The sequence below is a fragment of the Micromonospora rhizosphaerae genome, from assembly GCF_900091465.1.
GTDB lineage: Bacteria > Actinomycetota > Actinomycetes > Mycobacteriales > Micromonosporaceae > Micromonospora > Micromonospora rhizosphaerae.
Genome location: NZ_FMHV01000002.1, coordinates 5,322,051 through 5,347,993, shown reverse-complemented (window position 1 = coordinate 5,347,993; position 25,943 = coordinate 5,322,051). Strand labels below are relative to the sequence as shown.

Annotated in this window: 19 protein-coding genes and 3 pseudogenes; 15 read left to right on the top strand and 7 right to left on the bottom strand. The window is 70.6% G+C overall.

From position 1 onward, the window contains the following. Nucleotides 1-35 precede the first annotated feature (35 nt). From GA0070624_RS25165 to GA0070624_RS25120, 10 genes are all read left to right on the top strand, one after another. Nucleotides 36-788 (top strand): DeoR/GlpR family DNA-binding transcription regulator, encoded by a 753-nt coding sequence (locus GA0070624_RS25165; RefSeq protein ID WP_091345284.1) that lies wholly within the window; start codon nucleotides 36-38, stop codon nucleotides 786-788. Further along, nucleotides 785-2,128 carry a 6-phospho-beta-glucosidase gene (locus GA0070624_RS25160; RefSeq protein ID WP_091345282.1) on the top strand — a complete coding sequence of 448 codons (1,344 nt, stop codon included), beginning with the start codon at nucleotides 785-787 and terminating at the stop codon, nucleotides 2,126-2,128. Before GA0070624_RS25165 ends, GA0070624_RS25160 begins: the two co-directional genes overlap by 4 nt. 25 nt (nucleotides 2,129-2,153) lie before the next feature. Continuing rightward, nucleotides 2,154-3,059 (top strand): TIM barrel protein, encoded by a 906-nt coding sequence (locus GA0070624_RS25155; protein WP_091345280.1) that lies wholly within the window; start codon nucleotides 2,154-2,156, stop codon nucleotides 3,057-3,059. Nucleotides 3,060-3,075: 16 nt separating this feature from the next. Beyond that, a complete protein-coding gene (gene iolC / locus GA0070624_RS25150) occupies nucleotides 3,076-4,113 on the top strand; it encodes a 5-dehydro-2-deoxygluconokinase (RefSeq protein ID WP_091345278.1) in 1,038 nt (345 codons plus the stop codon). Beyond that, nucleotides 4,110-5,009: a Cgl0159 family (beta/alpha)8-fold protein gene (locus GA0070624_RS25145; protein ID WP_176731861.1), complete on the top strand. Its 900-nt coding sequence runs from the start codon at nucleotides 4,110-4,112 to the stop codon at nucleotides 5,007-5,009. The genes iolC and GA0070624_RS25145 overlap by 4 nt, the downstream gene beginning before the upstream one ends. Next, nucleotides 5,006-5,923: a 5-deoxy-glucuronate isomerase gene (gene iolB / locus GA0070624_RS25140; protein WP_091345275.1), complete on the top strand. Its 918-nt coding sequence runs from the start codon at nucleotides 5,006-5,008 to the stop codon at nucleotides 5,921-5,923. Before GA0070624_RS25145 ends, iolB begins: the two co-directional genes overlap by 4 nt. Then, nucleotides 5,920-7,866 (top strand): 3D-(3,5/4)-trihydroxycyclohexane-1,2-dione acylhydrolase (decyclizing), encoded by a 1,947-nt coding sequence (gene iolD, locus GA0070624_RS25135; protein WP_091345273.1) that lies wholly within the window; start codon nucleotides 5,920-5,922, stop codon nucleotides 7,864-7,866. Before iolB ends, iolD begins: the two co-directional genes overlap by 4 nt. Continuing rightward, nucleotides 7,863-8,888, top strand: a complete 1,026-nt coding sequence (locus tag GA0070624_RS25130) for a Gfo/Idh/MocA family protein (protein WP_091345270.1) — start codon at nucleotides 7,863-7,865, stop codon at nucleotides 8,886-8,888. Before iolD ends, GA0070624_RS25130 begins: the two co-directional genes overlap by 4 nt. 67 nt (nucleotides 8,889-8,955) lie before the next feature. Further along, on the top strand, nucleotides 8,956-10,458 hold the full coding sequence (locus GA0070624_RS25125; protein ID WP_091345268.1) for a CoA-acylating methylmalonate-semialdehyde dehydrogenase: 1,503 nt from the start codon (nucleotides 8,956-8,958) through the stop codon (nucleotides 10,456-10,458). 293 nt (nucleotides 10,459-10,751) lie between these two features. Next, nucleotides 10,752-11,432, top strand: coding sequence for a hypothetical protein (locus GA0070624_RS25120; protein WP_091345266.1), 681 nt, complete (start codon nucleotides 10,752-10,754; stop codon nucleotides 11,430-11,432). A gap of 59 nt (nucleotides 11,433-11,491) precedes the next feature. On the opposite strand, the gene GA0070624_RS25115 is transcribed toward GA0070624_RS25120, so the two are convergent. Further along, nucleotides 11,492-13,756, bottom strand: coding sequence for a hypothetical protein (locus GA0070624_RS25115; RefSeq protein ID WP_091345264.1), 2,265 nt, complete (start codon nucleotides 13,754-13,756; stop codon nucleotides 11,492-11,494). Between the two features lie 66 nt (nucleotides 13,757-13,822). Here GA0070624_RS25115 and GA0070624_RS36000 point away from each other — a divergent pair, with 66 nt between their 5' ends. Then, a complete protein-coding gene (locus GA0070624_RS36000) occupies nucleotides 13,823-14,359 on the top strand; it encodes a hypothetical protein (RefSeq protein ID WP_245718976.1) in 537 nt (178 codons plus the stop codon). A 312-nt stretch (nucleotides 14,360-14,671) separates the two neighbouring features. On the opposite strand, the pseudogene GA0070624_RS36965 reads toward GA0070624_RS36000, so the two are convergent. Beyond that, nucleotides 14,672-14,835: pseudogene (locus GA0070624_RS36965) on the bottom strand (IS701 family transposase); the annotation flags it as partial. Nucleotides 14,836-15,000: 165 nt separating this feature from the next. Here GA0070624_RS36965 and GA0070624_RS25095 point away from each other — a divergent pair. Together GA0070624_RS25095 and GA0070624_RS25090 are read left to right on the top strand one after the other, a co-directional pair. After that, nucleotides 15,001-15,789 carry an AraC family transcriptional regulator gene (locus GA0070624_RS25095; RefSeq protein WP_091345262.1) on the top strand — a complete coding sequence of 263 codons (789 nt, stop codon included), beginning with the start codon at nucleotides 15,001-15,003 and terminating at the stop codon, nucleotides 15,787-15,789. Between the two features lie 96 nt (nucleotides 15,790-15,885). Further along, nucleotides 15,886-17,277 (top strand): pyridoxal phosphate-dependent decarboxylase family protein, encoded by a 1,392-nt coding sequence (locus tag GA0070624_RS25090; RefSeq protein WP_218105292.1) that lies wholly within the window; start codon nucleotides 15,886-15,888, stop codon nucleotides 17,275-17,277. A gap of 64 nt (nucleotides 17,278-17,341) precedes the next feature. Here GA0070624_RS25090 and GA0070624_RS25085 read toward each other — a convergent pair. Then, nucleotides 17,342-18,181 (bottom strand): annotated as a pseudogene (locus GA0070624_RS25085) (IS5 family transposase). Nucleotides 18,182-18,459: 278 nt separating this feature from the next. On the opposite strand from GA0070624_RS25085, the gene GA0070624_RS25080 reads away from it, so the two are divergent. Further along, nucleotides 18,460-21,723 (top strand): CBM96 family carbohydrate-binding protein, encoded by a 3,264-nt coding sequence (locus GA0070624_RS25080; protein ID WP_091345258.1) that lies wholly within the window; start codon nucleotides 18,460-18,462, stop codon nucleotides 21,721-21,723. Between the two features lie 104 nt (nucleotides 21,724-21,827). Next, nucleotides 21,828-22,034 (top strand): annotated as a pseudogene (locus GA0070624_RS25075) (transposase); the annotation flags it as partial. Between the two features lie 154 nt (nucleotides 22,035-22,188). Here GA0070624_RS25075 and GA0070624_RS25070 read toward each other — a convergent pair. The 4 genes from GA0070624_RS25070 to GA0070624_RS25055 all read right to left on the bottom strand — a co-directional run bounded on the left by GA0070624_RS25070 (nucleotide 22,189) and on the right by GA0070624_RS25055 (nucleotide 25,817). Then, nucleotides 22,189-23,373: an ABC transporter permease gene (locus tag GA0070624_RS25070; protein WP_091345256.1), complete on the bottom strand. Its 1,185-nt coding sequence runs from the start codon at nucleotides 23,371-23,373 to the stop codon at nucleotides 22,189-22,191. Continuing rightward, on the bottom strand, nucleotides 23,370-24,056 hold the full coding sequence (locus GA0070624_RS25065; protein ID WP_091345254.1) for an ABC transporter ATP-binding protein: 687 nt from the start codon (nucleotides 24,054-24,056) through the stop codon (nucleotides 23,370-23,372). Before GA0070624_RS25065 ends, GA0070624_RS25070 begins: the two co-directional genes overlap by 4 nt. An 85-nt stretch (nucleotides 24,057-24,141) precedes the next feature. After that, nucleotides 24,142-25,245: a peptidoglycan-binding protein gene (locus GA0070624_RS25060; protein WP_091345252.1), complete on the bottom strand. Its 1,104-nt coding sequence runs from the start codon at nucleotides 25,243-25,245 to the stop codon at nucleotides 24,142-24,144. Continuing rightward, nucleotides 25,242-25,817, bottom strand: a complete 576-nt coding sequence (locus tag GA0070624_RS25055; protein ID WP_091345250.1) for a hypothetical protein — start codon at nucleotides 25,815-25,817, stop codon at nucleotides 25,242-25,244. The genes GA0070624_RS25060 and GA0070624_RS25055 overlap by 4 nt, the downstream gene beginning before the upstream one ends. Nucleotides 25,818-25,943: the final 126 nt, after the last annotated feature.

Below are 25,943 nucleotides of genomic sequence, written 5' to 3'. Positions count from 1 at the left end.
TTGTTCGCTGCGCGGGGCAGTGCTAGCTTCTACCCGTGCTTCCAGTCAGTCGACACGAGCAGATCGTCCGCCGAGTCCGATCCTCGGGAGTCGTATCGGTCTCCTCGCTCGCCGCTGACCTGGGAGTCAGCGCATCAACCATCCGCCGAGACCTCCAGGTGCTCAACGCACACGGCGCGCTGCGGCGCATCCGTGGCGGCGCCGGCAGCGTGCAGGTCGAGGAGGTGCCGTTCGCCGAGGTCGCAGCGGTCGCACCGGACGAGAAGGAAGCGGTGGCGCGATGCGCCGCCGAGATGGTCTCGGACGGTGAGGTGCTGCTGCTGGACATCGGCACCACCACCGCCCGACTCGCCCGACACCTGCGCGGCCGAAGGGTCACCGTCATCACCAGCAGCCTGGCCGTCGTCGACGAACTCCGCGACGACGAAGCGGTCGAGCTGCTGGTGCTCGGCGGCATCCTCCGCCGCAACTATCTGTCCATGGTGGGCATGCTGACCGAGGACGCGCTGCGCCAACTCCGCGCGCACCGACTCTTCCTCGGCACCAGCGGCATCCGGCCGGACGGCCAGATCATGGACACGACGCTGGTCGAGGTTCCGGTCAAGAAAGCCATGATCGCAGCGGCTGAGCAGACGGTGGTCGTCGCCGACCGGGGCAAGTTCCCCGGGTCGGGGCTGCTGCCGGTCTGCGGCCCCGAAGAGGTCGATGTGATCATCACGAACGACGACGTAGATTCCGCGACCCTGGCCGTCTTCGCCCAGGCCGATACGAAGGTCATCCAAGCATGAAACTGACCATCCTGGGCGGTGGCGGCTTCCGGGTACCACTCATCTATCAGCAGCTGTTGACGCAGGAGGACGGGCCCGACGTTCGCGAGGTCGTGCTCTACGACCTGGCGCGCCACCGGCTGAACGCCGTGCACGCGGTGCTCGACCAACTGGCGGCCGGGCGGCCGGACGCGCCGAAGGTGCGCACCGCGACCGATCTGGACGAGGCGCTGGACGGCGCCGACTTCGTCTTCTCGGCGATCCGCGTGGACGGTCTCGCCGGCCGTACGGTGGACGAGCGGGTCGCGCTCGACCTCGGCATCCTCGGCCAGGAGACGACCGGGCCGGGCGGGCTCGCGTACGGGCTGCGGACCATCCCGGTCTGCCTGGACATCGCCGACCGGGTGGCGCGCCGCGCGCCGAACGCCTGGGTCATCAACTTCACCAACCCGGCCGGCATGGTCACCGAGGCGATGCGTCGCCGGCTGGGTGACCGCGTGATCGGCATCTGCGACTCGCCCATCGGGCTCGGCCTCCGCGCCGCCCGGGTGCTCGGCGTCGACCAGCATCGGGTGGCGCTGGACTACGTCGGTCTCAACCACCTCGGCTGGCTGCGTGGGCTGCGGGTGGACGGCGTGGACCGGCTGCCCGAACTGCTGGCCGACGACGCGCTGCTCAGCCAGATGGAGGAGGCCCGCCTGATGGGCCTGGAGTGGGTCCGGTCGCTGGGCGCCATCCCGAACGAGTACCTCTACTACTACTACTACAACCGGGACGCGGTCACGGCCATCAAGGACGCGGCGACCACCCGGGGCGAGTTCCTCCGCCAGCAGCAGGACCAGTTCTACGCGGAGGTCGCCGGCAAGCCCGATGCCGCCCTGGAGATCTGGACCCGCACCCGGGCCGAGCGGGAAGCCACCTACATGGCGGAGAGCCGCGACAGCAGCGGCGCCGGGGAGCGGGAGCAGGAGGACATCGCGGAAGGCGGCTACCAGAAGGTGGCCCTCGACCTCATGGCGGGCATCGCCGGGGGGCGCGCCTCGACGATGATCCTCAATGTGCGCAACGGCTCCGCCGTCCCTGGGCTGCCCGCCGACGCGGTGGTCGAGGTCCCCTGTCTGGTGGACGGCACCGGGGCCCGGCCCTTCGCGACGGAGCCGCTGCAGGGCCACATGCTCGGGCTCGTGCAGCAGGTCAAGGCGGTGGAGCAGCTGACCATCGAAGCCGCCGTCAGCGGGTCGGCCGCCCTGGCGGTCAAGGCTCTGGCGCTGCACCCGCTGGTCGACTCCGTGACCATCGCACGGCGGCTGCTCGCCGGTTACCAGGAGCGGTTGCCGGGGCTGGCGGACGTGCTGCGGTGACCGACGTCCCTGGAAGGAAGAGTCGATGACACAACCGTCCACGCTGGCCGCCCGGGTCGCCGGCGCGCCCATCTCGTGGGGCGTCTGCGAGGTGCCGGGGTGGGGCTACCAGCTCGCCCCGGAGACCGTGCTCCGGCAGATGCGGGACCTTGGTCTGGTGGCCACCGAGTTCGGCCCGGACGGGTTTCTCCCGGACGATCCGGTCGGCAAGACGGCCACCCTCACCGGGCACGATCTCACCGCCGTCGGCCAGTTCGTGCCGGTGGTGCTGCACGATCCGGACCACGACCCGGTACCCGAGGTGTCCCGGGCGATCGTCGGCCTGGTCGCCGCGCAGGCGTCCACGGTGGTGCTCGCCGCCGCGACCGGCACCGACGGCTACGACAACCGACCCGCGCTCGACGACACCGGCTGGGCCACCCTGCTGGGCAACCTCGACCGGATCGACGCGCTGGCCGCCCGGCACGGCCTGGTGGCCACGCTGCACCCGCACGTGGGCACGATGGTGGAGACCGGCGCCGAGACCGACCGGGTGCTCGCCGGCAGCCGGATCGGACTATGCCTGGACACCGGTCATCTGCTCGTCGGCGGGGGTGACCCGGTCGCCGTGGCCCGCGAGCACCCCCGTCGGATCGCGCACGTGCATCTCAAGGACGTGCGGGCCGAGTGGGCCGAGCGGGTACGCGCCGGCGAGGTCACCTACAGCGAGGCGGTGGCGCGCGGCATGTACGCGCCGCTCGGCGAGGGCGATGTCGACGTGCGGGCCATCGTCACCGCGCTGGAGCACGCCGGCTACCAGGGCTGGTACGTGCTCGAACAGGACACCGTGCTGGCCGGTCCGCCCGAGGGTGAGGCCGGTCCGGTGGCGGACGTCCGGGCCAGCATCGCCTACCTGCTCGACGTGGCCGGGTCGATCCCGGCGGGCCGCTGACGGCATGGGGGCCCCAATGACAGACGGGCGGCCGGAGCGCGAGCCGTCGACGTACGACCTGGTGGCCGTGGGCCGGTGCGGCGTGGACATCTACCCGCTGGACCACGGCGTGGGCCTGGAGGACGTCAGGCGGTTCGAGAAGTTCCTCGGCGGCAGCGCGACGAACGTGGCGGTGGCCGCCGCCCGGCACGGCCGGCACTCGGCGATCATCACCCGGACCGGGCAGGACCCCTTCGGTCGTTACGTCCGGAAGGAGCTGCGCCGGCTCGGTGTCGACGACCGGTTCGTCAGCGCGGTGTCCGGGCCGCCCACTCCGGTCACCTTCTGCGAAGTCTTCCCACCGGACGACTTCCCGCTCTACTTCTACCGTTACCCGATCGCCCCGGACCTGCTGCTCGAGGCCGACGAGCTGCCGGTCGACGCGATCCGCACGGCCCGGGTCTTCTGGGCCACCGTCACCGGCCTGTCCCAGGAGCCCTCCCGCGCCGCGCACTTCGCGGCCTGGCAGGCCCGAGGCCGTCGCTCGCACACCGTGCTGGACCTCGACTACCGGCCGATGTTCTGGCCCGACCCGGCCGAGGCCACCGATCAGGTACGCCGGGCGCTCGACCACGTCACCGTCGCCGTCGGCAACCGCGAGGAGTGCGCCGTGGCGGTCGGCGAGACCGACCCGCACCGTGCGGCGGACGCCCTGCTGGAGCGCGGCGTGGAGCTGGCGGTCGTGAAGCAGGGGCCGAAGGGCGTCCTGGCCGCGACGGCGACCGAGCGGGTCGAGGTGCCGCCGTTCCCGGTACGGGTGGTGAACGGGTTGGGGGCCGGCGACGCCTTCGGCGGGGCACTGGTCCACGGCCTGCTCAGCGGCTGGGATCTGCCTCGGATCCTGCGGTTCGCCAACGCGGCGGGCGCGATCGTGGCCGGCCGGCTGGAGTGCTCCACCGCCATGCCGACCGAGGTCGAGGTCGAGGCGGTGCTCGCCGCGGGCACCACCGACCTGGACGGCGCGGCCGGCGCCGCCACGGTCCCGGCCGGTGCCGGGAAGGAGATCCCGCAGTGACGCTGGCACCGCGGCGGTTCGAGACCGCCGAGCTGACCGAGATCCGGGTACGCGAGCCGCGGCGGATCACCGACGGCTGGCGGAGCCGGAACCGGCGCGAGCTGGTCGGCGCGGACGGGCGGCTGCTGATCGTGGCCGCGGACCACCCGGCGCGCGGCGCGCTCGGCGTCCGTGGCGACGGGCTCGCCATGGCCTCCCGGGCCGGCCTGCTGGACCGTTTGGTCGTCGCGCTGTCCCGGCCGGGCGTGGACGGGGTGCTCGGCACCCCGGACATCCTCGACGACCTGCTGCTGCTCGGCGCGCTGGAGGACAAGGTCGTCATCGGTTCGATGAACCGGGGCGGTCTGCAGGGTGCGGCCTTCGAGCTCGACGACCGGTTCACCGCCTACACGGCCGAGGAGATCGCCGCCCGGCGGCTCGACGGCGGCAAGATGCTCGTCCGCATCTGCCTGGACGATCCCGCTACCGCGGCCACCCTGGAGGCCAGCGCCCACGCGGTCACCGGGCTCGCCGGGCACGAGGTGATGGCAATGGTAGAGCCCTTCCTCTCGGTCCGCGACGGCGACCGGGTGCGCAACCTGCTCGACCCCGACTCGACCATCCGCGCCGTCCAGATCGCCACCGGGCTCGGCGCGACCAGCCGGCACACCTGGCTGAAGCTGCCGGTCGTGGCCGACCTGCCCCGGGTCATGGCCGCGACCACGCTGCCCACCCTGCTGCTCGGTGGCGACCCGACCGGCCCGGCGGACGAGACGTACGCGAGCTGGGCGGCGGCGCTCGACCTACCCAGCGTGCGGGGCCTCGTGGTGGGGCGGGCACTGCTCTACCCGCCGGACGGAGACGTGGCGGCAGCGGTGGACACTGCCGCCGCGCTGGTGCACGGAGGCGGGCGGTGACCGGAGACAACGCGCGCTGGGTCTGGCCGGACGGAAGCGCCACCGAGGGCGGCTTCCGGGTGTCGATCACCGACGCCACCCCCGGCTGGCGGCACACCAGCCTGCGGGTGGCCGAGCTGGCCCCCGGCGAGCAGGTGGCGGTCGACCTCGGCGAGACCGAGGTCGTCGTCGTGCCGCTGCGGGGCGGCTGCGTCGTGTCCGCGGTGGACGGCGGCGGCGAGCGCCACGAGGCCGAGCTCGCCGGCCGGGCGGACGTCTTTGCCGGGCCCACCGACGTGGCGTACGTCCCGCGCGGCAGTCAGCTCACCGCGCGCAACGACGGTTCGGGCCCGGCCCGGGTGGCGCTCTGCGGGGCGACGGCCACCAAGCGGGCCACCACCCCGCCGTTCCGCCACCTGGCCGCCGCCGACGTCCCCGTCGAGCTGCGCGGCGCCGGTACGGCGTCCCGGCTGGTCCGCAACTTCGGCGTGCCGGACGTCCTCGACGCCGACTCGATCATCGCCTGCGAGGTGATCACACCGGCCGGCAACTGGAGCTCCTACCCGCCGCACAAGCACGACGAGGAGCGGCCCGGGGCGGAGACCGAGCTGGAGGAGATCTACTACTTCGAACTCCGGACGGACGCCGACGGCTCCGGTGATCCGATCGCCTACCAGCGGGTCTACGGCACCGCCGAGCGTCCGCTGGACGTGCTGGCGGAGGTGCGTACCGGTGACGTGGTGCTGGTGCCGCACGGCTGGCACGGGCCGGCGATGGCCCCGCCCGGCTACGACCTCTACTACCTGAACGTGATGGCCGGCCCCGGCGCGACCCGGGCCTGGCTGATCTGCGACGACCCGGCCCACGGCTGGGTCCGGGGCACCTGGGACGGGCAGTCCGTCGATCCTCGACTGGCCAGCGGAGGCTACCGATGACGACCAGCGCCGGCACGGTTCGGCTGACCGTGGGTCAGGCCGTGGTGCGTTTCCTCGCCGTCCAGTGGACCGAGCGGGACGGTGAGCGGCACCGGCTCTTCGCCGGCTGCCTGGGCATCTTCGGGCACGGCAACGTGGCCGGACTCGGCCAGGCGCTGCTGCAGGACGAACTGGCCGACGGCCCGGACCGGCTGCCGTACGTGCTGGTCCGCAACGAGCAGGCGATGGTGCACACGGCGGTCGCGTACGCCCGGCACCGGGACCGGCTGACCACCTGGGCGTGCACCGCCTCGGTCGGCCCCGGCTCGACCAACATGCTCACCGGCGCGGCGCTGGCCACCGTGAACCGGATCCCGGTGCTGCTGCTGCCCTCCGGCACGTTCGCCACCCGGGTGGCCCGGCCGGTGCTGCAGGAGATCGAGATGCCGGAGACCGGCGACCGTACGGTCAATGACGCCTTCCGCCCGCTGTCCCGATACTTCGACCGGGTGGACCGGCCGGAGCACCTGCCGACGGCCCTGCTCGGCGCAATGCGGGTGCTCACCGACCCGGTCGAGACCGGGGCGGTCACCATCGAGCTGCCGCAGGACGTGCAGGCCGAGGCGTACGACTGGCCGGTCGAGCTGTTCGCGCCGCGCACCTGGCGGGTGCCGCGACCGCCGGCGGAGCCGGACCTCATCGAGCGGGCCGCGGCGCTGATCCGGTCGGCCCGCCGGCCGCTGGTGGTGGCTGGCGGCGGCGTGCACTACTCCGGTGCCGAGGCCGCACTGCGCGCCTTCTGCGACGCCACCGGCATCCCGGTGGCGGAGACCCAGGCCGGCAAGGGCGCGCTGCCGCACGGGCATCCGCAGTCCATGGGGGCGGTCGGTTCCACCGGCACCACGGCGGCCAACGCGCTGGCCCGCACGGCCGACCTGGTGATCGGTGTCGGCACCCGGTACAGCGACTTCACCACCGCCTCGCGCACCGCCTTCCAGGAGGCGGGGGTGCGGTTCGTCAACGTCAACATCGCCCGGTTCGACGCCGGCAAGCTCGCCGGCCTGCCGGTGGTGGCCGATGCCCGCACGGCGCTCACCGCACTGCACGAGGCGCTCGCCGGGCACGAGGTCGCACCGGAGTACCGGGCCGAGCAGGCGGAGCTGTTCCGCGCCTGGGACGCCAAGGTGGAGGCGACATACCACCCGTCGCCGGAGGTGACCGAGCGGTTGGCCGCCGGCGTACTGACCCAGGGCACCGTGCTGGGCTGCGTCAACGAGCTCTCCGATCCGCGCGACGTGGTGGTCTGCGCCGCCGGCTCGATGCCCGGCGACCTGCACAAGCTGTGGCGGGTCCGGGACCCGAAGGGCTACCACGTCGAGTACGGCTACTCCTGCATGGGCTACGAGATCCCCGGTGGCCTCGGGGTGCGGCTGGCCGACCCGGACCGGGACGTCTTCGTCCTGGTGGGCGACGGCTCGTACCTGATGATGCCGACCGAGCTGGTCACCGCCGTGCAGGAGCGGGTCAAGGTCATCGTCGTGCTGGTGCAGAACCACGGCTTCCACTCGATCGGCTCGCTCTCCGAGTCGCTCGGCTCGCAGCGCTTCGGCACCGGCTACCGCTACCGCGACGCGGCCAGCGGGCGGCTGGACGGCACCCGGCTGCCGGTGGACCTCGCGGCCAACGCGCGCAGTCTCGGCGCGACGGTGATCGAGGTGCACTCTCGGGCCGGCCTGGAGCAGGCGATCAAGGACGCCAAGGCGGCGCCCGCCGACGGCGGCCCGATCGTGATCCATGTGGAGACCGACCCGCTGGTCCACGCACCGGGCAGCGAGTCCTGGTGGGACGTCCCGGTCAGCCAGGTCAGCGATCTCGACTCAACCCGCCGGGCGTACGACGAGTACATCGAGAAGAAGGCGGCGCAGCGGGCACTGCTGACGCCGATCGAGGAGGTTGACGGATGACGGAGCGTCCGCTGCGGGTGGGTGTCATCGGTGTGGGGACCATGGGCACCGACCACGCCGACCGGCTGGCCACCCGGATCTCCGGCGCGGAGCTGGTTGCCGTCGCCGACGCCGACAGTGCGCGGGCCGCCGAGGTGGCCGCGCGCTATCCGGGCGTGCGCGCCATCGCCAATCCGCTCGACCTGATCGCCGACGACGCCGTGGAGGCCGTGCTCATCGCCTCGCCCGGCTTCGCGCACGAGGAGCAGGTCCTCGCCTGTCTCGCGCACGGCAAGTACACCCTCTGCGAGAAGCCGCTGACCATGGACAGCGCCTCCGCGCTGCGCCTGGTAGAGGTCGAGCGGGACAAGGCCGGGCGACCGCTGGTCCAGGTCGGCTTCATGCGCCGGTTCGATCCCGAGTACGCCGAGCTGCGGCGGCTCCTCGACGACGGCGAGCTCGGCCGGCTGCTGCTGGTGCACAACATCCACCGGAACAAGACCTCGCCGGCCTGGTTCCGGGACTCGGCGGCGATCGTCAACGACTCGCTCGTCCACGAGGTGGACGTCTGCCGGTGGCTGTTCGGCGCCGAGATCGAGACCGTCACGCTGCTCACGCCGACCCCGAGCGGTCGAGCCCCGGAGGGCCTGCGCGACCCGCAGGTGGCCATCTTCCAGATGGCGGGCGGCGGCGTGGCCACCACCGAGGTCTTCGTCAACTCGCAGGTCGGCTACGAGGTGCGCTGCGAGGCGGTGGCCGAGTTGGGCAGCGCCACCATCGGCCTGGGCCAGGAGATGCTGGTTCGGCGGGACAACGCCTACGGGGGCCGGATCCCGGACGACTACCGCGAGCGCTTCGCCCGCGCGTACGACATCGAGGTCCAGGAGTGGGCCCGGGCCTGCCGTCGTGGTGTGGTGGCCGGCCCGACCACCTGGGACGGCTACGCCGCCAGCGCGGTCTGCGAGGCCGGCGTGGCCTCGCTCGGCACCGGCCAGCCGGTCCGGGTCGAGCTCGCCGACCGCGCCGAGATCCTCCGGCCGTGAGGTCGGTCGGGGCCCCACCCCGACGGCCTTCTGTCCCACCCAGAAACAAAGGAGCGTGAGCGTGAGCATGAGCACCGTGCCCACCCGGATCACCCACCTGATCGGCGGCCACGACTGGACCGGTGTGCCGGAGCGGACCGGCGAGGTCTACAACCCCGCGTCGGGCGCCGTCACCGGTCAGGTCGACCTCGCCTCGGCCGAGCTCGTGGCCGAGGTGGCCGCCAAGGCGGCGACCGCCGCCCGGAGCTGGGCCGACGCCTCGCTGGCTCGCCGCACCCGGGTGCTGTTCGCCTTCCGGGAGCTGCTCAACCAGCGCAAGGAGGAGATCGCCGCGCTGATCACCGCCGAGCATGGCAAGGTGCTCGACGACGCGCTCGGCGAGGTCACCCGGGGGCTGGAGGTCGCCGAGTTCGCCTGCGGCATCCCGCACCTCCTACAGGGCGGGCACACCGAGGGCGCGTCCACGAACGTGGACGTGTACTCGATCCGGCAGGCGCTCGGCGTGGTGGCGGTGATCTCGCCGTTCAACTTCCCGGCCATGGTCCCGCTCTGGTTCGTGCCGATCGCCATCGCCTGCGGCAACGCGGTCATCCTCAAGCCCAGCGAGAAGGACCCGTCGGCGGCGGTGGCGATGGCTCGGCTGTGGACCGAGGCGGGCCTGCCGGACGGCGTGATGAACGTGGTGCACGGCGACAAGGAGGCCGTCGACGCGCTGTTGACGAGCCCGGACGTGGCGGCCGTGTCGTTCGTCGGCTCCACCCCGATCGCCCGGTACGTGTACGAGACGGCCACCGCGCACGGCAAGCGGGTCCAGGCGCTGGGCGGCGCGAAGAACCACATGCTGGTGCTGCCCGACGCCGATCTCGACCTGGTCGCCGACGCCGCGGTGAACGCCGGCTTCGGTTCGGCCGGCGAGCGGTGCATGGCGATTTCGGCCCTGGTCGCGGTGGAGCCGGTAGCCGACCAGCTGATCGCCAAGATCAAGGAGCGGATGGCCGGCCTGCGCACCGGGGACGGCACCAAGGGCTGCGACATGGGCCCGCTGGTCACCGCCGCGCACCGGGACAAGGTCGCCGGCTACGTGCAGGCCGGGGTCGAGGCCGGCGCCACCCTCGTGGTGGACGGCCGGACCGGTCCCTTCGACGGCGACGAGGGCGGCTTCTGGCTCGGCCCCACCCTCTTCGACCACGTCACCCCGGAGATGTCGATCTACCGTGAGGAGATCTTCGGTCCGGTGCTGTCGGTGGTCCGGGTGCCGTCGTACGACGCGGGACTCGACCTGATCAACGCGAACCCGTACGGCAACGGGACCGCGATCTTCACGAACGACGGCGGCGCCGCCCGGCGCTTCCAGCACGAGGTGCAGGTCGGGATGGTCGGCATCAACGTGCCCATCCCGGTCCCGGTGGCCTACTACTCGTTCGGCGGCTGGAAGCACAGCCTCTTCGGGGACACCCACGCGCACGGCATGGACGGGGTCCGGTTCTTCACCCGGGGCAAGGTGGTCACCTCCCGCTGGCTCGACCCGAGCCACGGGGGCCTGAACCTCGGCTTCCCGCAGAACGCCTGATCCACCACCGCCGGGGCGCCCCCGGCAGGTGAGCCGCTCCGGGTCCGGTGGGTTTCCCACCGGACCCGGAGCGTTTCAGGGGCCGCCCAGGCCAACTTCGACCGAAAGTCATCTGGCGTCTCTCCCTTGATCGGTCGATCAGCCGTTATTTGTACAGTCCCGGGATTCCGCTCGCAGATCACCACTGGCTTGTGTAAGGCGCGCATTCACCACGGGTAGAGCACAGCATGTGTCAACAGGTGCCACGGCGCCGAGACCTGAAGAGGAGTCCCGGCTCGCGCCGGGAACGGCTCGTGCGGGCGGGCGGACGGGGTGCCGCCGAGGACCGGCTCGTCCAACGGCTAAAGGTGCGAGAGCTGTGCGAGCGCGATATCGAGCGGGCGATCCGTGCCCGGGACCGACTGCGCGGTAACCAGGAGGAACTACGGGCATTGCGGGAGGCGGTGGCGGGCGCACGGGAGGTTACCCGCCTGTCTCCGTTGTCATGGCGGCACCGCCACGGTGTGCTCAGCCACTACGCCGGAACCGCCGAGCCGTTGGAGAGGGCGATGGGCAGCAGCGAGACACTGATCCGTCGAGCTGTCACTGTCATTGAGGACAGGGAGCCAGTCTCGGCAGCGATGATCAACGCGGTTCTCGCCCTTGCCCGGGCGGTGCGGATACTTCGGGACGAGTTTGCCGCTCGACGGGAGCCGCACAATGCGCGGGCGAAAGCCCTGCAAGCCGTTCAACATGCAGGCGCGGCATACGAGGATGAGAAGATTGGTTTCTCCGGGACCGTCGTCCTCGCCCAGGTACGCACCACGGCCAGCGACCTACTCGTCGCGTCCGGCCTCGCCCAGGCGGAAGCCAACCGGCGGGTCCGCCGCGCCTTCGGCCGGCTGCCGGATCCGTCGCAACAAGCCCGGCAAAGCAGGACTACTGGCAATAGCCTCGATCATCCGCGCCTGACGCCGGATGCGTCGGCTCGGTGAGGTTCCCCGATATCTCGGAGGGCGGGTTGGTTTAGCAGGGTAGAACCCCGTACTCGAACTCATTGTCCGGCCGGTGGGTGGGCCGGACGAGGCCCCATCGGCTTGCGGAGGCGCTCGACCAGCTCGCGCGCCGCCTCGGTGAACGGCTCGTCGGCCTCGCGGGGCCCGTGTCCCTTGATCGGTGGTGGGACGCTGTCGCTGGGTGGGGCGACCACGTCGCTGGGGTCTCGGAGGCGGCGGTCCACCGTTGCCGCCGGGCCGGTGACGGTGAGCGGCGCGTCTGGCCGGTGGGCGGAGAAGATCCATCCGCCGATGGGGTCGGTGTCGCGCCATAGGTTCAACCATCGCCAGCCGACTCGACCACCCACCTCGTGCAGCATTTCGTCGTCGATGTAGGCGGGGAAGAGCCGGGCGTAGAGCCGGCGCAGTGGTGAGGCGTAGGTGAGCAGGGCGACTCGGCCGCTGACCTGGGGCGGCAGTTGGAGGAGGGTGGCGGTGACCAGTACGGAGCCGTGGCTGTACCCGGCGATCAGGACCGCGTTGCCGCTTCCGACCAGGTAGGTGATGCGTCGTGCCAGCTCCGGCACGGCCCGTTCGGCGTAGCAGGGCGGCGCGAAGGGATGGGCGGCGCGAGGCCAGAAGGTGGCCAGGTCCCAGAGAACGCCGACGTGGCGCCGGAACCCGGCGGTCCGGTAGGCGAAGATTCCGCCGACGACCAGACCGAGTAAGGTCGCGGCGACTACGTAGCTGCCCAACCCGATGCCGAAGTTGACCAGGTCGGCCGGCACCCGTGCGTTCCGCTCGATGACGTCGCCTGGATACAGTCCCAGCAGGTCCAGTGCGGTGGTTGCCGCGCCCAGTCCGGCGAGGCAGGCGTAGACCACGGCCAGCGGTATCAGCCGTTCGGTGAACCGGGCCCGGACGATCGCCTCCCGCACCTGCCGCAGCCGGGGCGCAGCCTCCGCCGGCGGGTCAGGGAAATCGCGTGCGACGATCGCGGCCGCTGCGCGGGAGCGGCCGCGTCGGGAGATCACGGCCATCAGGCCGGCGATGACCAGTGTGATCAGCAACGCCCGGAAGAAGCCGTAGATCGACCAGGTGTATGCCCCTGGTGGGCGGGGGACCAGGTCTTCTGGGGTTGATGCGGTGCGGTCCAGGTAGTCGGCCACCCGGTGGACGAGTTCGGCGGAGAACGCCACGGCGAGACTTGCGGCCGCGGCCGCGGCCGCCAGCGCGCCCAGCCCGAGTAGCGGCGGGTGACCCGGGTGTCGGCCCCGGCGCCACAGCAGCGCGGCCGCCAGGGCGGCCAGCAGCCCGGCATGAGCGACGAACAGCCAGGTGAGGGTCGAGGCGTAGCCGGGCAGGCCACCCCCTTCGTGCCAGCGCGTGGGGGTGGCCAGGACGTGGGCGGGAACCACGATGGTGAGACCGATGGCGATCGTCCGCAGGACGCGGGCGGCACCGTCGAGCCGCTGGTTCGCGGGGGCCTGGTCGATCAGCGGGGGGGCGCAGAGCAGGGCCACACAGGTAGCCAGGACGGCCCCCGTTCCCACCGCCAACACCGTGGTGACGGCTGAGGCGCCCTGTGCGACCCGGGCGGCGAGCAGGCTGCCGTCCAGTGTCGCGAACGCCGCAGCGACGTGGATCGAGCGCAGCCGTCCCACCAGCGGCTCGGCGTCCCACTGGCCGACTGTGCTGAGCGGGTGCCCGGACAATGTGCTTTCCGGCGGGCGGAAGGCGTTGAACATGCGTCCCGGGCGCGTGCTGACCCACCAGATGAGGCCGATGGCGGCGGCCGGGACCAGCGCGAGCACCGCCAGTCGCAGCCCGGTGGGGCGTTCACCCAGCCAGGACAGCCAGCTACGACCGGACAGACAGGCCGAGGAGGACATGCACTGCCAGGCGACGAGGTCCAGCGCGACGCCGACGGCGGCAAGCACGTACAGCGCGGTCAGGGTGAGGCCCAGCACCCTGCACAGAGATCTGACCATCGCATCGGAGGCCGGGTCTCCCGGACGCATCCAGATCGCCACGTTGAGCAGCATGAACGGCAGCAGGAACACCAGCGACAGGGTCCGAACCGCAGTGCCGGAGGGCAGGTCACTCCACAGGTACGCCTCCAGGGTCACCCCGCGCGCGCCGCTGACGTGCGGGCAGTCGGGTCGTGGCCGGTAGAAGCCCGCGCTGCGATCCCCCGCGACCTGTTGTACGAACGGCCGACCCAACACCTGGTCGGCACCCGGGGCGGAGACACCGTGCACCCGCAATTCCACCACGTCATCCGGCGTCGCCGGCCCGCGCACTCCCGCTGGTCCATCTGACATCGACCCTCCGAGACATCTCGGCAGCCCCACCGCAGGTGGCGGGCCGAGGTTGGTCCCGCCACCCGCGTGGCGGACGCGTTTACCCCACCCGACCCGGTCCAACCCTGGGACGCGGGACCAGTGCCGCCCGGCACGACCACCGTGCCCGCCGACCACGCGGTCAGCGACGGGCAACCCGGCGCCTGCCTCGCCCGCGGCGCGAGTTCCCGGCCTTTCTCAAGACCCTGCGCCGCCGCTGGCCCGACCAGCGCCTCTACCTCATCGAGGCCGAGTTCGCCGGCATGCGCAGCTTCGCGCTCAACGGCACCGACCACCGCAGCCACGCCGAGCAGGACGCCGTCACCGGCGAATACATCCGCTGGAGCAACCACCGCGCCCACCGGCACCCTGCTGCAAGGCATCCGGAACGTCGCCGGCCCGGACGTCTTCGCCCTCGACGACCTCGGCAGGCTCACCCTGGCCGCACAGCACGACGACCGGACCGTCGTCACCGACGACGCAGCCGGCATGTTCGCGGTCGCCACCGGCGACGTGCTCATCGCGGGCCCGGACGCACACCTGGCCCCCACGCACTACCAGGACTGGATCCACGCGGCCCGTTGACCCGGGCACTTCGGCCCGTCAGCGGATGAAGTCCATCGGACGGCGGCCGGCACGCGGCGTTGCTGCGGCCGGCCCTGGCCGAGGCCTTGCCGTGTGTCGGCCGCCCATACGGCGTGCGTGCAGTAAACGAGTGCGCTCCCCGGGACAGCGAGAAGATGAGGTACGGGCACAGCTGCTCGGGGGCGAGTAGCTCGCCGCTGCTCCGGTTCGAAGGTCAACAGGGACGGCACATCGGCTGATGTCCTCATCTGGCCGCAAGCTGCAATTCGTCCTGAATGAGCCTGCTGCCAGCCCGAGCTGCTGCGCGGCGTCGCGGATCAGGGTCCGGCCGTCGTTGACGTGCACGCGTCGGTCGCAGCCGACGGCCAGGACGTAGCCGATCCCGCGGTGTTCCAGGTCAGCGCGCAGGCCAGGGTCGGCACCGTAATCTCGTCGCCAGTCATCCAACCGGCGGACACACCGGCGTCCGGCGCAGCGGCATGTTCTCAAACGGTTGTAGGGCTGGCTGCGGGTGGGGCGACCGGGCGCGGAGCACCTCGGGCATGCAGCGGGGCTAGCAACTCCGGCTACCGTTGACGGGCAGCGGAGCCGCGGCGCTGCGGCGCTGCCGTGATCAGGCTCCCCGCACGGACGGAGTCAGGATGCTCGACGTGGTCAAAACTCTGACGCTGGCCTTCGATGGACACCGCTTCCCTCGGCATGCCCATGAGCATTGGTCGATCGCGGTCATCGACGGCGGCGGTGGATCGTTCCGCTGTTCTGGTGCCGGCCATCGGTTCGCGTCCGGCAGCGTGACCGTCCTGCATCCTGCGGAGGCCCATGACGGTGCCGCCGGCCCAGCCGGGATCCGGTACCGGAGTCTGGCGGTGCCGGAGGCGGTGATCAAGGACGTGCTGGGGACCAGTGGAACGCCCTCGTTCGTCAACCGAGTGCTCCAAGACGACACGGCCTACACCCGCCTCAGCCGGGCCTACTGCGCTCTGACCGGCAATCACCCCGACCCCTGGGTGGACGGGGTTGTCGTCGAAGCACTCGACCAGCTGTTCGGGGCGCATGCCAGCGGCGGTCGCGGTCGAGCCTCGGACGGCCACGCGTCGGTAGTGGCGGCAGTCGGCCGGTACATGGACGAGCGCCTGGACTCGCGCATAACGCTCGCGGACCTGGCGGCCCACCTGGAACTCAGCCCCGCCGTGCTGCTTCGGCGCTTTCGGGCCGAGGCTGGCATGGCGCCGTATGAGTACGTGGTGTCGCGGCGGGTGGACGTCGCACGGGGCTTGCTCGCCCGCGGCGTTCCGATCGCCGACGTGGCGGTGCATGCCGGCTTCGCCGACCAGAGTCACCTCACGCGGCACTTTAAGCGGGTCGTCGGGATCACTCCCGGCGACTATCTACGGCGTCCAGCCGTGTCGAGATCGTTCAAGACAGGCTGACTCCGGGCCGACAGGATCAGTCAGGTTCAGCAAGCCCGGATCTGGAAGGCCCTTATGTCGGAGATTCCGCTACCCCTCCGTCTGCCCGCCGAGAGCATGCGCAAGATCGGCTATCGAGCGGTGGACGAGATCGTGCACCACTTGTCGACGTTGAGTGAACGCCCGATCGGCCGGCCGCACGACAGGGCCGAGCTGGAACGGACTCTCGACGTCGACATTCCGACCGGACCGACCGAGGCGCAGGATGTTCTCGACCACGTCGTCCGGCTCCTTTCGAGTACGATCACCCACACCGATCACCCTCGGTTCATGGCTTACGTCCCCGGCCCCTCCACCTTTGCGGGCTCGCTGGCGGACTTCCTCGCGTCGGGCTTCAACGTCCATGCGGCAGGTTGGATTCTCGGGGCTGGTCCGGCGATCGTCGAGCAGGCCACGATCGATTGGCTCCGCCGAATGTGCCGGCTTCCGGAGACCTCCGGCGGCCTGTTCCTCAGTGGCGGCACGATGGCGAACCTGGTCGCGGTCCACGCCGCCCGGGTGGACCGGAGCGCCGCGGCCGGCGGACAGGAACTCGTCGTGTACGTCACCGCGCAGACCCACGTGTCGATCCGGCGGGGCCTGCGCTTCCTTGGTTTCAACGATCGCCAGGTGTGCACGGTTCCAGTGGACGGAACCTATCGGCTCGACCCGAGCGCGTTGGACGCGGCGATCCGGCGCGACCGGCAACTCGGGCGGTGGCCCCTCTGCGTCGTGGCGACGGCTGGCACCACGAACGCCGGCACGGTCGACCCGCTGCCGGCGATCGCCGAGGTCTGCGAGCGTCGCGGCGTATGGTTGCATGTCGACGGCGCGTACGGCGCTCCCGCGATGCTCACCGAGGCGGGCCAGAAGATCCTCGCCGGCCTGGAGCTGGCCGACTCGATCGCCATCGACGCGCACAAATGGCTATTCCAGCCGTACGGGTGCGGCTGCCTCCTGGTCCGGAACGCTCGTACGCTGACAGCTGCATACAGCCTGCACGCGGAGTACCTGACAGAAAACCGCCTCGGCGACGAGCCGCTCAGCTATTACGACTACGGTCCCGAGCTCACCCGCCGCTTCCGGGCACTCAAGCTGTGGATGTCGCTACGTACGTTCGGGGCCGATGCGTTCCGCGATGCGGTCGCGCACGGCATCGCGCTCGCCGAGCGAGCCCAGGCGGTGCTGGCCGCCCGTCCGCAATGGTCGGTCACGACGCCGGCGCAGCTCGGTATCGTAACCTTCCGGCCGCACGCTTCGGGGCTGCCGCCAGCCGACGTCGACGCACTGACCCGGGACATCGCCGCGAAGACGCTGCCCGACGGGTTCGCCATGGTGTTGTCCACGGAACTCGGCGGCAGGCCGGTTCTGCGGCTGTGCACGACGCATCCCGAAACCAGCGAGGACGACGTGATCGCGGTCATCGACCGGCTAGAAGCGCTGGCCCCGGACAGTGCCGCCTGGCCGTAGGAACGAGGGTGGCGCGGTCAGTGGTGGTGAATCACCTTTCGAGGCCGCGCAGAGCCGTTGGTGATCATCGGCGGCGTGTGGGGCGGGTATCCCACCGGTATGCGATCCATGATCGCCGGATGAGGCTACGTACGGTGATGACCGTGTCTGCGAGGTCGAAGAAGGCGTCGATGACCTTCTCGGTTCGTTCGTAGCAGCGTTGTAGCCGGTTGAACGCGTTGTGCCAGCTGTTCGTTCGCTCGACGTGCCAGCGTTGACCTGCCTGGATGGGCGCCTTGTCGCCCTTGTGGGCAATCTCGCCGGTCAGGCCGCGTTCCGCCAGCAGCGTACGGGTGACCTGGGAGTCGTATCCGGCGTCGAGGTGCACGGTGATGGTCTCGGGCAGTGGTCCCAGATCGTCGAGGCGGTCGAGGGTGGGGGCCAGCAGCGGCGAGTCGTGCCGGTTCGCGCCGGCCAGGACCCGGCCGAGGGGGGACGCCGTAGCCGTCGACCATGGACGAGCGTTTCATGCCCTGCTTGCCCCGGTCGACAGGGGAACGCCCGGCGACCTCGCCGCCTCCGGGGGCCTTGGTGATACAGCCGTCCACGGCGATGTCGTCGAGGACCAGACCGACGAGGCGGTCGTAGGCGTCCAGAGCGATCTGTTTGAGCTGGGCGAACACCCCAAGCGCCACTCGTCGCGGCGGTTGCGGATCGTCGAGGCTGAGCATGTGGCATCGGCGATCGCCTCGTAGGAGCAGCCGAACCTCAGCACCTGGATCAGCTTGTCGAACACGATCCGGTCATCGACCCGCCGTCGGTGGCAGCCCAACGGATGGGTCAGCTGGTAGGTCGGCCGTTCGGGTAGCAGCGCGGCGAACTGGACCCACAGCGGCTCAATCAGCCACGCTGGTACGGCAGGCACAGAATCTCCCGTGATCACGAAGCGTCAGCAACTTCATGATCACCGGTTCTGTGCCTGCATCCGTTCAGGCGCGCCGATCAGCTCGCCATTCTGCGCGGCCTCTAAGCCCTGAACCGTTGAACCGACGATGAGCCCATTGTGAGCAAAGGGTGCCATCGTCATCCGAGCTTGTGGCAACCGCGAGGGCGGTACCCGCGGCTGAGCGCACGTGGGATGGTCTCACCGCTGTCCGTCAAGGCGCTCCGTCGCAATCCGCTCAGTGGACTCGAGGGGGATCGATGGGCAAGCGGAGCAGCCTCGGTTGGGTTGTGCGGGTACGCCTGACTGGCTTTCGTATCGTCCTGGTTGTTGCCGTCATTGCAACAGCACTGGTCTCGCCCTTCGCCAGGCCGGCAGCGGCCGCGACCTTGCCCGCTGGCTTCGCCGAAACGATATCTATTAGTGGCCTCACTAACCCCACGGCGTTCCAGTTCGCCCCGGACGGGCGGGTCTTCGTGGCCGAGAAGAGCGGAATCATCAAGGTCTTCGACACGTTGACCGACACGACGCCGACCATCTTTGCTGATCTTCGCACCCAGGTGCACAACTTCTGGGATCGGGGCTTGTTGGGGCTTGCGCTGCATCCCTCATTCGCGACCAGGCCGTACGTGTACGCCCTCTACACCCACGACGCCCCGATAGGCGGAACCGCGCCGCGGTGGGGTACGGCCGGCGCAACGTCGGACCCATGCCCGAATCCGCCAGGAGCCACCGCCGATGGGTGTGTGGTGAGCGGACGACTGTCTCGGCTGCCCGTCCAGGCCAACGGGCTGGCCGGTGCCGAGCAGGTGATGATCGAGGGCTGGTGTCAGCAGTATCCCAGTCACTCGGTCGGTAGCCTCGCTTTCGGACCGGACGGAGCCCTGTACGTGAGTGGCGGCGACGGTGCGAGCTTCAACTTCCTGGACTACGGGCAGGACGGCAATCCGCTCAATCCGTGCGGTGACCCGCCGGTTGGGGTGGGCGGTACGCAGACTCCACCCACCGCAGAGGGGGGCCGGCTCCGCAGCCAGGACCTTCGCACCCCGGGCGACCCCGTCGGACTCAACGGAACGATCCTACGGGTCGATCCCGAAACCGGTGCGGCGCTGCCCGACAACCCGCTGTTCGCGAATGCCGATGCCAACGCTCGCCGGATCATCGCCTACGGCCTGCGTAACCCCTTCCGCCTGGGGACCCGGCCGGGGACGAACGAGATCTGGATCGGCGACGTGGGCGACGGCGTCTGGGAGGAGATCGACCGGGTGCCGAACCCGACCGACGCCCGAGTGGAAAACTTTGGATGGCCGTGCTATGAAGGCCCCGGCCGGCTGACCAGCTTCGACAACCTCAACCTCAACATCTGCGAGAACCTCTACGCCGAGGCCGGCGCCGCCGCCGTTCCCTACTTCACCTACAACCACAGCAGCAAGGTGGTTCCCGGTGAGACATGCCCGACCGGCAGCTCCTCGATCGCCGGCGTGGATTTCCGGTTCTACCCCGGCGGGGGCTATCCGACCACCTACGACGGCGCTCTGTTCTTCGCCGACTACTCCCGCGACTGCATATGGGCCATGCTCAAGGGCGCAGACGGCCTGCCTGATCCAACCAGGATCCAGACGTTTGTCGCGGGCGCGGCAAGCCCCGTCTATCTCCAGACCGGTCCCGGCGGCGACCTCTTCTATGCCGACTTCTCTGGCGGAACGATCCGTCGGATCAGCTACACCGCCGGAAACCAGACGCCCACCGCGATCGCTAAAGCCACTCCAACTGGCGGAGCGGTTCCACTCACCGTCAGCTTTGACGCCACCGGATCAACTGATCCGGATCAGGGTGACACCCTAAGCTACGCCTGGGATCTCGACAGTGACGGACAATATGACGACTCCAACGCAGCGACACCAACCTATACGTATACGGAGGTGCGAAACTACTCCGTCGGCCTGAAGGTCACCGACAACCATGGGGCCTCCGACACGGACTCGCTGACGATCGCAGCCGGCAACACCCCACCTACCGCAACCATCGTGACGCCTTCCGGCAGCACAACCTGGAAGGTGGGCGACACGATAAGCTTCTCAGGTTCAGCGAGTGATCGCGAGGACGGCGCACTACCGGCTTCGGCCTTTTCCTGGTCCGTGACACTCCAACACTGCCCGTCCAACTGCCACAGCCACCCACTCCAGGATTTTCCAGGAATTGTCAGCGGTTCATTCCCTGCGCCTGACCATGATTATCCCTCTTATCTCGAGCTCAAACTCACCGTCGCTGACTCCGGCGGCCTCACTGATACGAAGACCCTTCGCCTAGACCCCCAGACCACCACCGTGGAGATGAGATCGAACCCCACCGGGCTCCGCCTTACCATGGGCGCCACCACGATGACGACTCCGTTCACCCGAACCGTCATCGCGGGCTCGAAAAACACGATCAGTGCTCCCTCTCCGCAGACGCTCGGCAGCAGCAACTATGAGTTCCAATCCTGGTCCGACAACGGGGCTCAGACCCACGACATCGTCGCCGGCACGACAGCCACCACATACACGGCGACCTACCGAGCTACCTCCAGCACGCTGACCCTCTCGGCCGAGGCCGATGCCCGGGTGCAGGAGTCGACCCCGAACACCAACTACGGTGCCTCGTTCCTTAGGGCGGACGGGGGAAGTGAGCCCGATGTGGAGAGCTACCTGCGCTTCACGGTGTCGGGAGTCAGCGGCACGATCCAGACCGCAAAATTGCGACTCTACGCGTACAGCGGAACGGTGAACGGTCCCGCCGTCTATGCCGCGAGCAACTCCTGGAGCGAAACTGCGGTCACGTGGGCGACCCGTCCCGCTCGCGCGAGCGGCGCCATCGACGACAAGACATCCATACCCGGAAATAGCTGGGTGGAGTACGACGTCAAGCCCCTCATCACCGGCAACGGGACATATAGTTTCGGACTCATTCCTCAGTCGACGGACGGCATCGACCTGTACTCGCGAGAGCACACTAACGCCACCCTCCGGCCGCAGCTCCTCATTACCTTGTCGGTTGGCACAACGACCACGACGGCAGTGCCGGTCGCAGCAGACGCACGGGTTGCCGAATCCACTCCGACCACGAACTACGGGGCTGCGACAACCCTTCGTGTCGATGGCGGCAGCGAGCCAGACGTCGAGAGTTATTTGACGTTCACCGTCAGCGGCCTGCCCGGCGTCGTCCAGACCGCCAAGCTGCGTGTCCACACCACGAGCAGCACATCGAGCGCCACCGTGAACGGACCGGCCGTGTACGGCGTCGCCGCGGCCTGGACCGAGTCCGGTATCACCTGGAACAACCGTCCCCCCCGATCCACGCCAATCCTCGACGACAAGGGATCACTCACCGCCAACTCCTGGGTCGAATACAACGTGACGAGTGTGGTGACGGGCAACGGAAGCTACTCTTTCAACCTCGCAACGACCTCCGTGGATGGAACCGACTTTTATTCGCGAGAGGCCTCCACTTTCCGGCCGGAGCTTGTCATCGTCACGGCTCAATGAAGCACATCCCGGTGATCGTGGCCCGCCTTGGAGGGGGACTGTGGATCTAAGGGTGTTCCCGGCCTGACCCGCCGGGCGTGGTGCCTGGCGAGGAAGGTGCCGTGATGACCGCGACACTGAACGATGTGACTCCACAGAAGAATAAGCCTGAGCCATCGACGCAGGAGCAGGCCGCCGCCGAACTGGTCCGGTTGGCCAGGGAGCAGGGCTTGTCGCTGACCGGTCCGGACGGGCTGCTCAAGCAGCTGACTAAGACGGTGCTCGAGACTGCGTTGAACGAGGAGATGACCCAGCACCTTGGCTATGGAAAGAAGCGGCCGGTAATCAGGGTGGAAGGGATGGCAGCTTGCCGGCCGATGTTCGGCCTCTGATTACCGTGTCCGCGCGGATCCGGACCGTCGAGTCGTCCTGCCGGGGACTGGCGGCCCGGATCCGTGCTGCCCCCATCCGGCGGGGTGCCGGCGCTCAAGCCGTCCGCAGCGCCGCGGCCGGGGAGAGACGGGCGGCCCGCAGAGCCGGGTAGACGCCCGCCAGCCCTCCGATGAGGATGGCAGCGGCCAGTCCCGCGCCGATCGCGGCAGCCGGCACGAGCGTCTGCCAGCCGCGGAAGGTGGCCATCACGTACGTGACCGCGGTGCCCAGCAACACCCCCGCCGCGCCGCCGCCCGCGCCCAGCAGCAGCGACTCGACCAGGAATTGGGCCGCGACGTGCCGCCGGGTGGCGCCCAGCGCCCGGCGCAGCCCGATCTCGCCGCGCCGCTCGAGGACCGAGATCACCAGCACGTTGGCGATGCCGATGCCGCCCACCAGCAACGCCACCGCGCCGAGACCCAGCAGCAGAACGGTGGCTCCGCCGGTGACCGCAAGCCGGGCGGTGAGCGCTTCGGAGGGCCGGCTCACGGCGACCTCCTCGGGGTGGGCCGGGTTGGCCGCCCGCCCCAGCAGGCCGGCCACCTCGTCGGTGCGCTCGGTCTGCGCCCGCACGAAGATCCGGGTCGGTTTGCCGTCGTACCCGAATTGGGCGGCCGCCACCGGCGCGCCGATCAGCGCCGATGCGTCCAGCTCGGGCGCCAGCTTGACCGGCGCCATGATGCCCACCACGGTGTACCAGCGGTGGCCGAGGTAGACCTGCGGGTGGCCGGTGACGCTGCGGATGCCCAGCGACGTGGCGGCGTAGTGGCCGAGCACCACCGCCGGATAACGGGCCAGCGCCGCGTCCAGGAAGCGGCCGTCCACCAGGGTGCCGTCCAGCGTGGCGAGCAGGGCCGGGTCGGTGACCCGCACGGACAGCCCGCCGGTCCGCCCGGGCGGTATCCGGCCGTTGCGGTAGATCCGCACGTCGAGCGTCGCGGTCGCCGCCGAGGTGAGCACCCCATCGGTACGCGCCACCGCCGTGCCCGCGGTCACCGGCAACTCGGCCTCCTCGCCGCGGATGGTCTTGCCGTTGGCCACGGTGAGCAGGTTGGTGCCAACCCGGTCGATGCGGGCGAGCACATCGGCCTGGCTGGACCGGGTGACGCCGAGCACGGCCACCATGGCCGCGATCCCGATCGCCACCCCGAGGATGGACAGCGCCGCCCGGCCGGGCCGCGACCGCAGGCCCACGGTGCTCACCGGCAGCAGGTCGGCGACGCGCAGGCGGGACCTCACGACGCACCCCCGCTGTCTCGGACCACCAGGCCGTCCCGCAACTCGATGCGGCGCCGCATCGCCGCGGCGATCCGCTCGTCGTGCGTGATCACCACGATGGTGACGCCGTCGTCGTTGAGTTCGCGCAGCAGTTCGACGATCTCGGCGCCGGTGACGGAGTCGAGGTTGCCGGTGGGCTCGTCGGCGAGCACCACGGCAGGGCGGCCGACCAGCGCGCGGGCGATCGCCACGCGCTGCCGCTCGCCGCCGGACAGGTGCGCGGCAGGGAAGTCGGCGCGGTGGGCCAGGCCGACCCGCTCGCATGCGGTGTGGGCGGCCCGCCGGCGTTCGGCGGCCGGCACGCCGCGGTAGAGCAGGCCGGTCGCCACGTTCTCCGCCGCACTCAGCCGCTCCAGCAGGAAGAACTGCTGAAAGACGACCCCGAGGAGGTGCGCACGCACGCCGGAGAGCTGCCCGTCGCGCAGCTTCTCGACCGGGTGGCCGGCGATGCGTACCGAGCCGCCGGAGGGGCGGTCCAGACCGGCGGCGAGGTTGAGCAGCGTGGTCTTGCCGGAGCCGGACGGGCCTGCCACGGCGACCAGTTCGCCGCTGTGCACGGTGAGGGTGACGCCGCGCAGCGACTCGACCGGCGGCGTGCCGGGGTAGACCTTGCGCGTGTCGATCAGCTCCAGGACGGCGGTCATGGCTGTGCCTCCTTTGCCATGCCCTCCTGGCCCTCGCCGGTGAGGCCGTTGTGCACCGCCGCTGGGTGCCGCTCGGTGCAGTCGGTCATGGCGCAGGCACCTCCACGGTCTGGCCGGCGGTGAGGCCGCGGACGATTTCCACCTGGCCAGTGCTCTCGTCGAAGCGGCCCGGTTCCACCGGGACCGCGCCCCCGCCGGCCAGGCGGACCTGGTAGCCGCCGCCAGGCCGGGCGAGCAGTGCGGCGATCGGGATCAGCAGGACGTCGCGGCGGGTGCCGGTGGTGATGGCGACGGTCACCGGCGCCTGGTCCAGGCCGGAGCCGCGGGGCAGGCGGACCGCGATGATGAGCGGGACCGTCGCCATGTCCGGGTTTGCCGGCTGCTGCGGGCCGTTGCCCGCGTCGTCGGAGGGCGCCGTCGCGACCTCGCCGACGGCGGTGACCCGACCGCGGATCGGGTCGGCGTCCGGCATTGTGACCTCGACCTGGTCGCCGGTGTGTACGGTGCTGCGCTGCGCGGTGTCCAGTTGTGCGGTCACCACCCGGCTCGTCGACGTTCCGGTGAGCACTGTCGTCCCGAGCCCGACGGTCCCGCCGACCCGGATCTGCAGCTGGGTGACGCGCAGCGGGGCGGGCAGGAAGACGATCTCGCCCTGGGTGAGCCGTCCGGTGCGCTGGTACGCCGGCCGCCCCCAGGACGCCTCCCAGCGCCGGATCGCCGCGGCCGTGGCGGCGCTGAAGTGCCGGTCCACGGTGATCCCGTGGTACGGGTCGAAGCCCATGGCGACCAGGTTGCGCTCGAGTTGGCGCACGTCGGGGCCGTCGCTCATCCCGTACCGGAAGTCGCGGTAGGCAGGGACGGTCCCCAGCAGGAGGCGGACCGGCGCGTCGGCCACCCGGTAGAGGACCGCGCCGCGGCCGATAGTGTCGCCCGAGTCGGGCGCCGCGGTCAGCACGCCCGGCGCGCCCTGATGGTCGACGATGTAGGAGCCGGCGTACCCGAGGACGCCGCCGACCTCGACGCGCTCGGTGAGCGTGCCCCGGGTGACCTCGGCGGTTCCGATGGCCACCGAGGCGGCGGGTGTCTCGGGGGCGCTCGGCTCGGAGCGGGCGGCGTAGGCGACGCCGGCGGCGAGCGGCGCGGCCACCGCGACCGCGAGCACGGTGCTGGCCCCGCGCCGGCGGCTCACTTCTTGCCTCCGCCGTTGTCCTGGATGCGGATGTCCCCGCTCCAGATGTGCCGGCAGGCTTGCGCCGCCGGGTTCATCTGCTGGGGCGGGACTCCGTTCGCCAGCGAGGTTCCGGTGAGGTCGAATTCGCCGGCGGCGTTCGGATCCGGGAACTCGGGGATGCCGTGCTCGCGGATGCACTTGGCGTACTCGGCGAGCTTGCGCAGGTTCTCGGCCGAGACCTGTTCCTTGGGGCGGAACGCCGAAGGGGGGTACCGGTCCTCGATCGACTTGCACGCCTCGATGACCTGCGGACGGTTGTGGAGGTCCGCCTTCCAGTTGTACCCGTTCTGAGGTGGGAATTGGAGGTATCCCTCCGGGGTGAGGTCCGCGTCCGGCATCCGGGTCAGGCCGTGGTCGCGCAGGCACTGGACCCACTCCTGGCCGAGGGCGAGGAGCTGCTGCCGGCTCACCGAGGCGGACGCCGACGGGCTCGACGCCCCGGAGGCAGAACGGCCGGGGTCGCATCCGGCGGCCCCGGCGCAGACCGCGAGCAGTGCGGTGAGGAACAGTGTGGACGTTGTTCTGGTCATGGCTCCACGGTGACCGCCGTAGCGATTCAACTCGTCGGACCGGAGTCGGTCCTTCGGCCGCCGCCGGTACCGCGGACGTAGCACCTGAGTCGGACGCTGCCGGCGCGTTCGCTCCCTACCATGAGG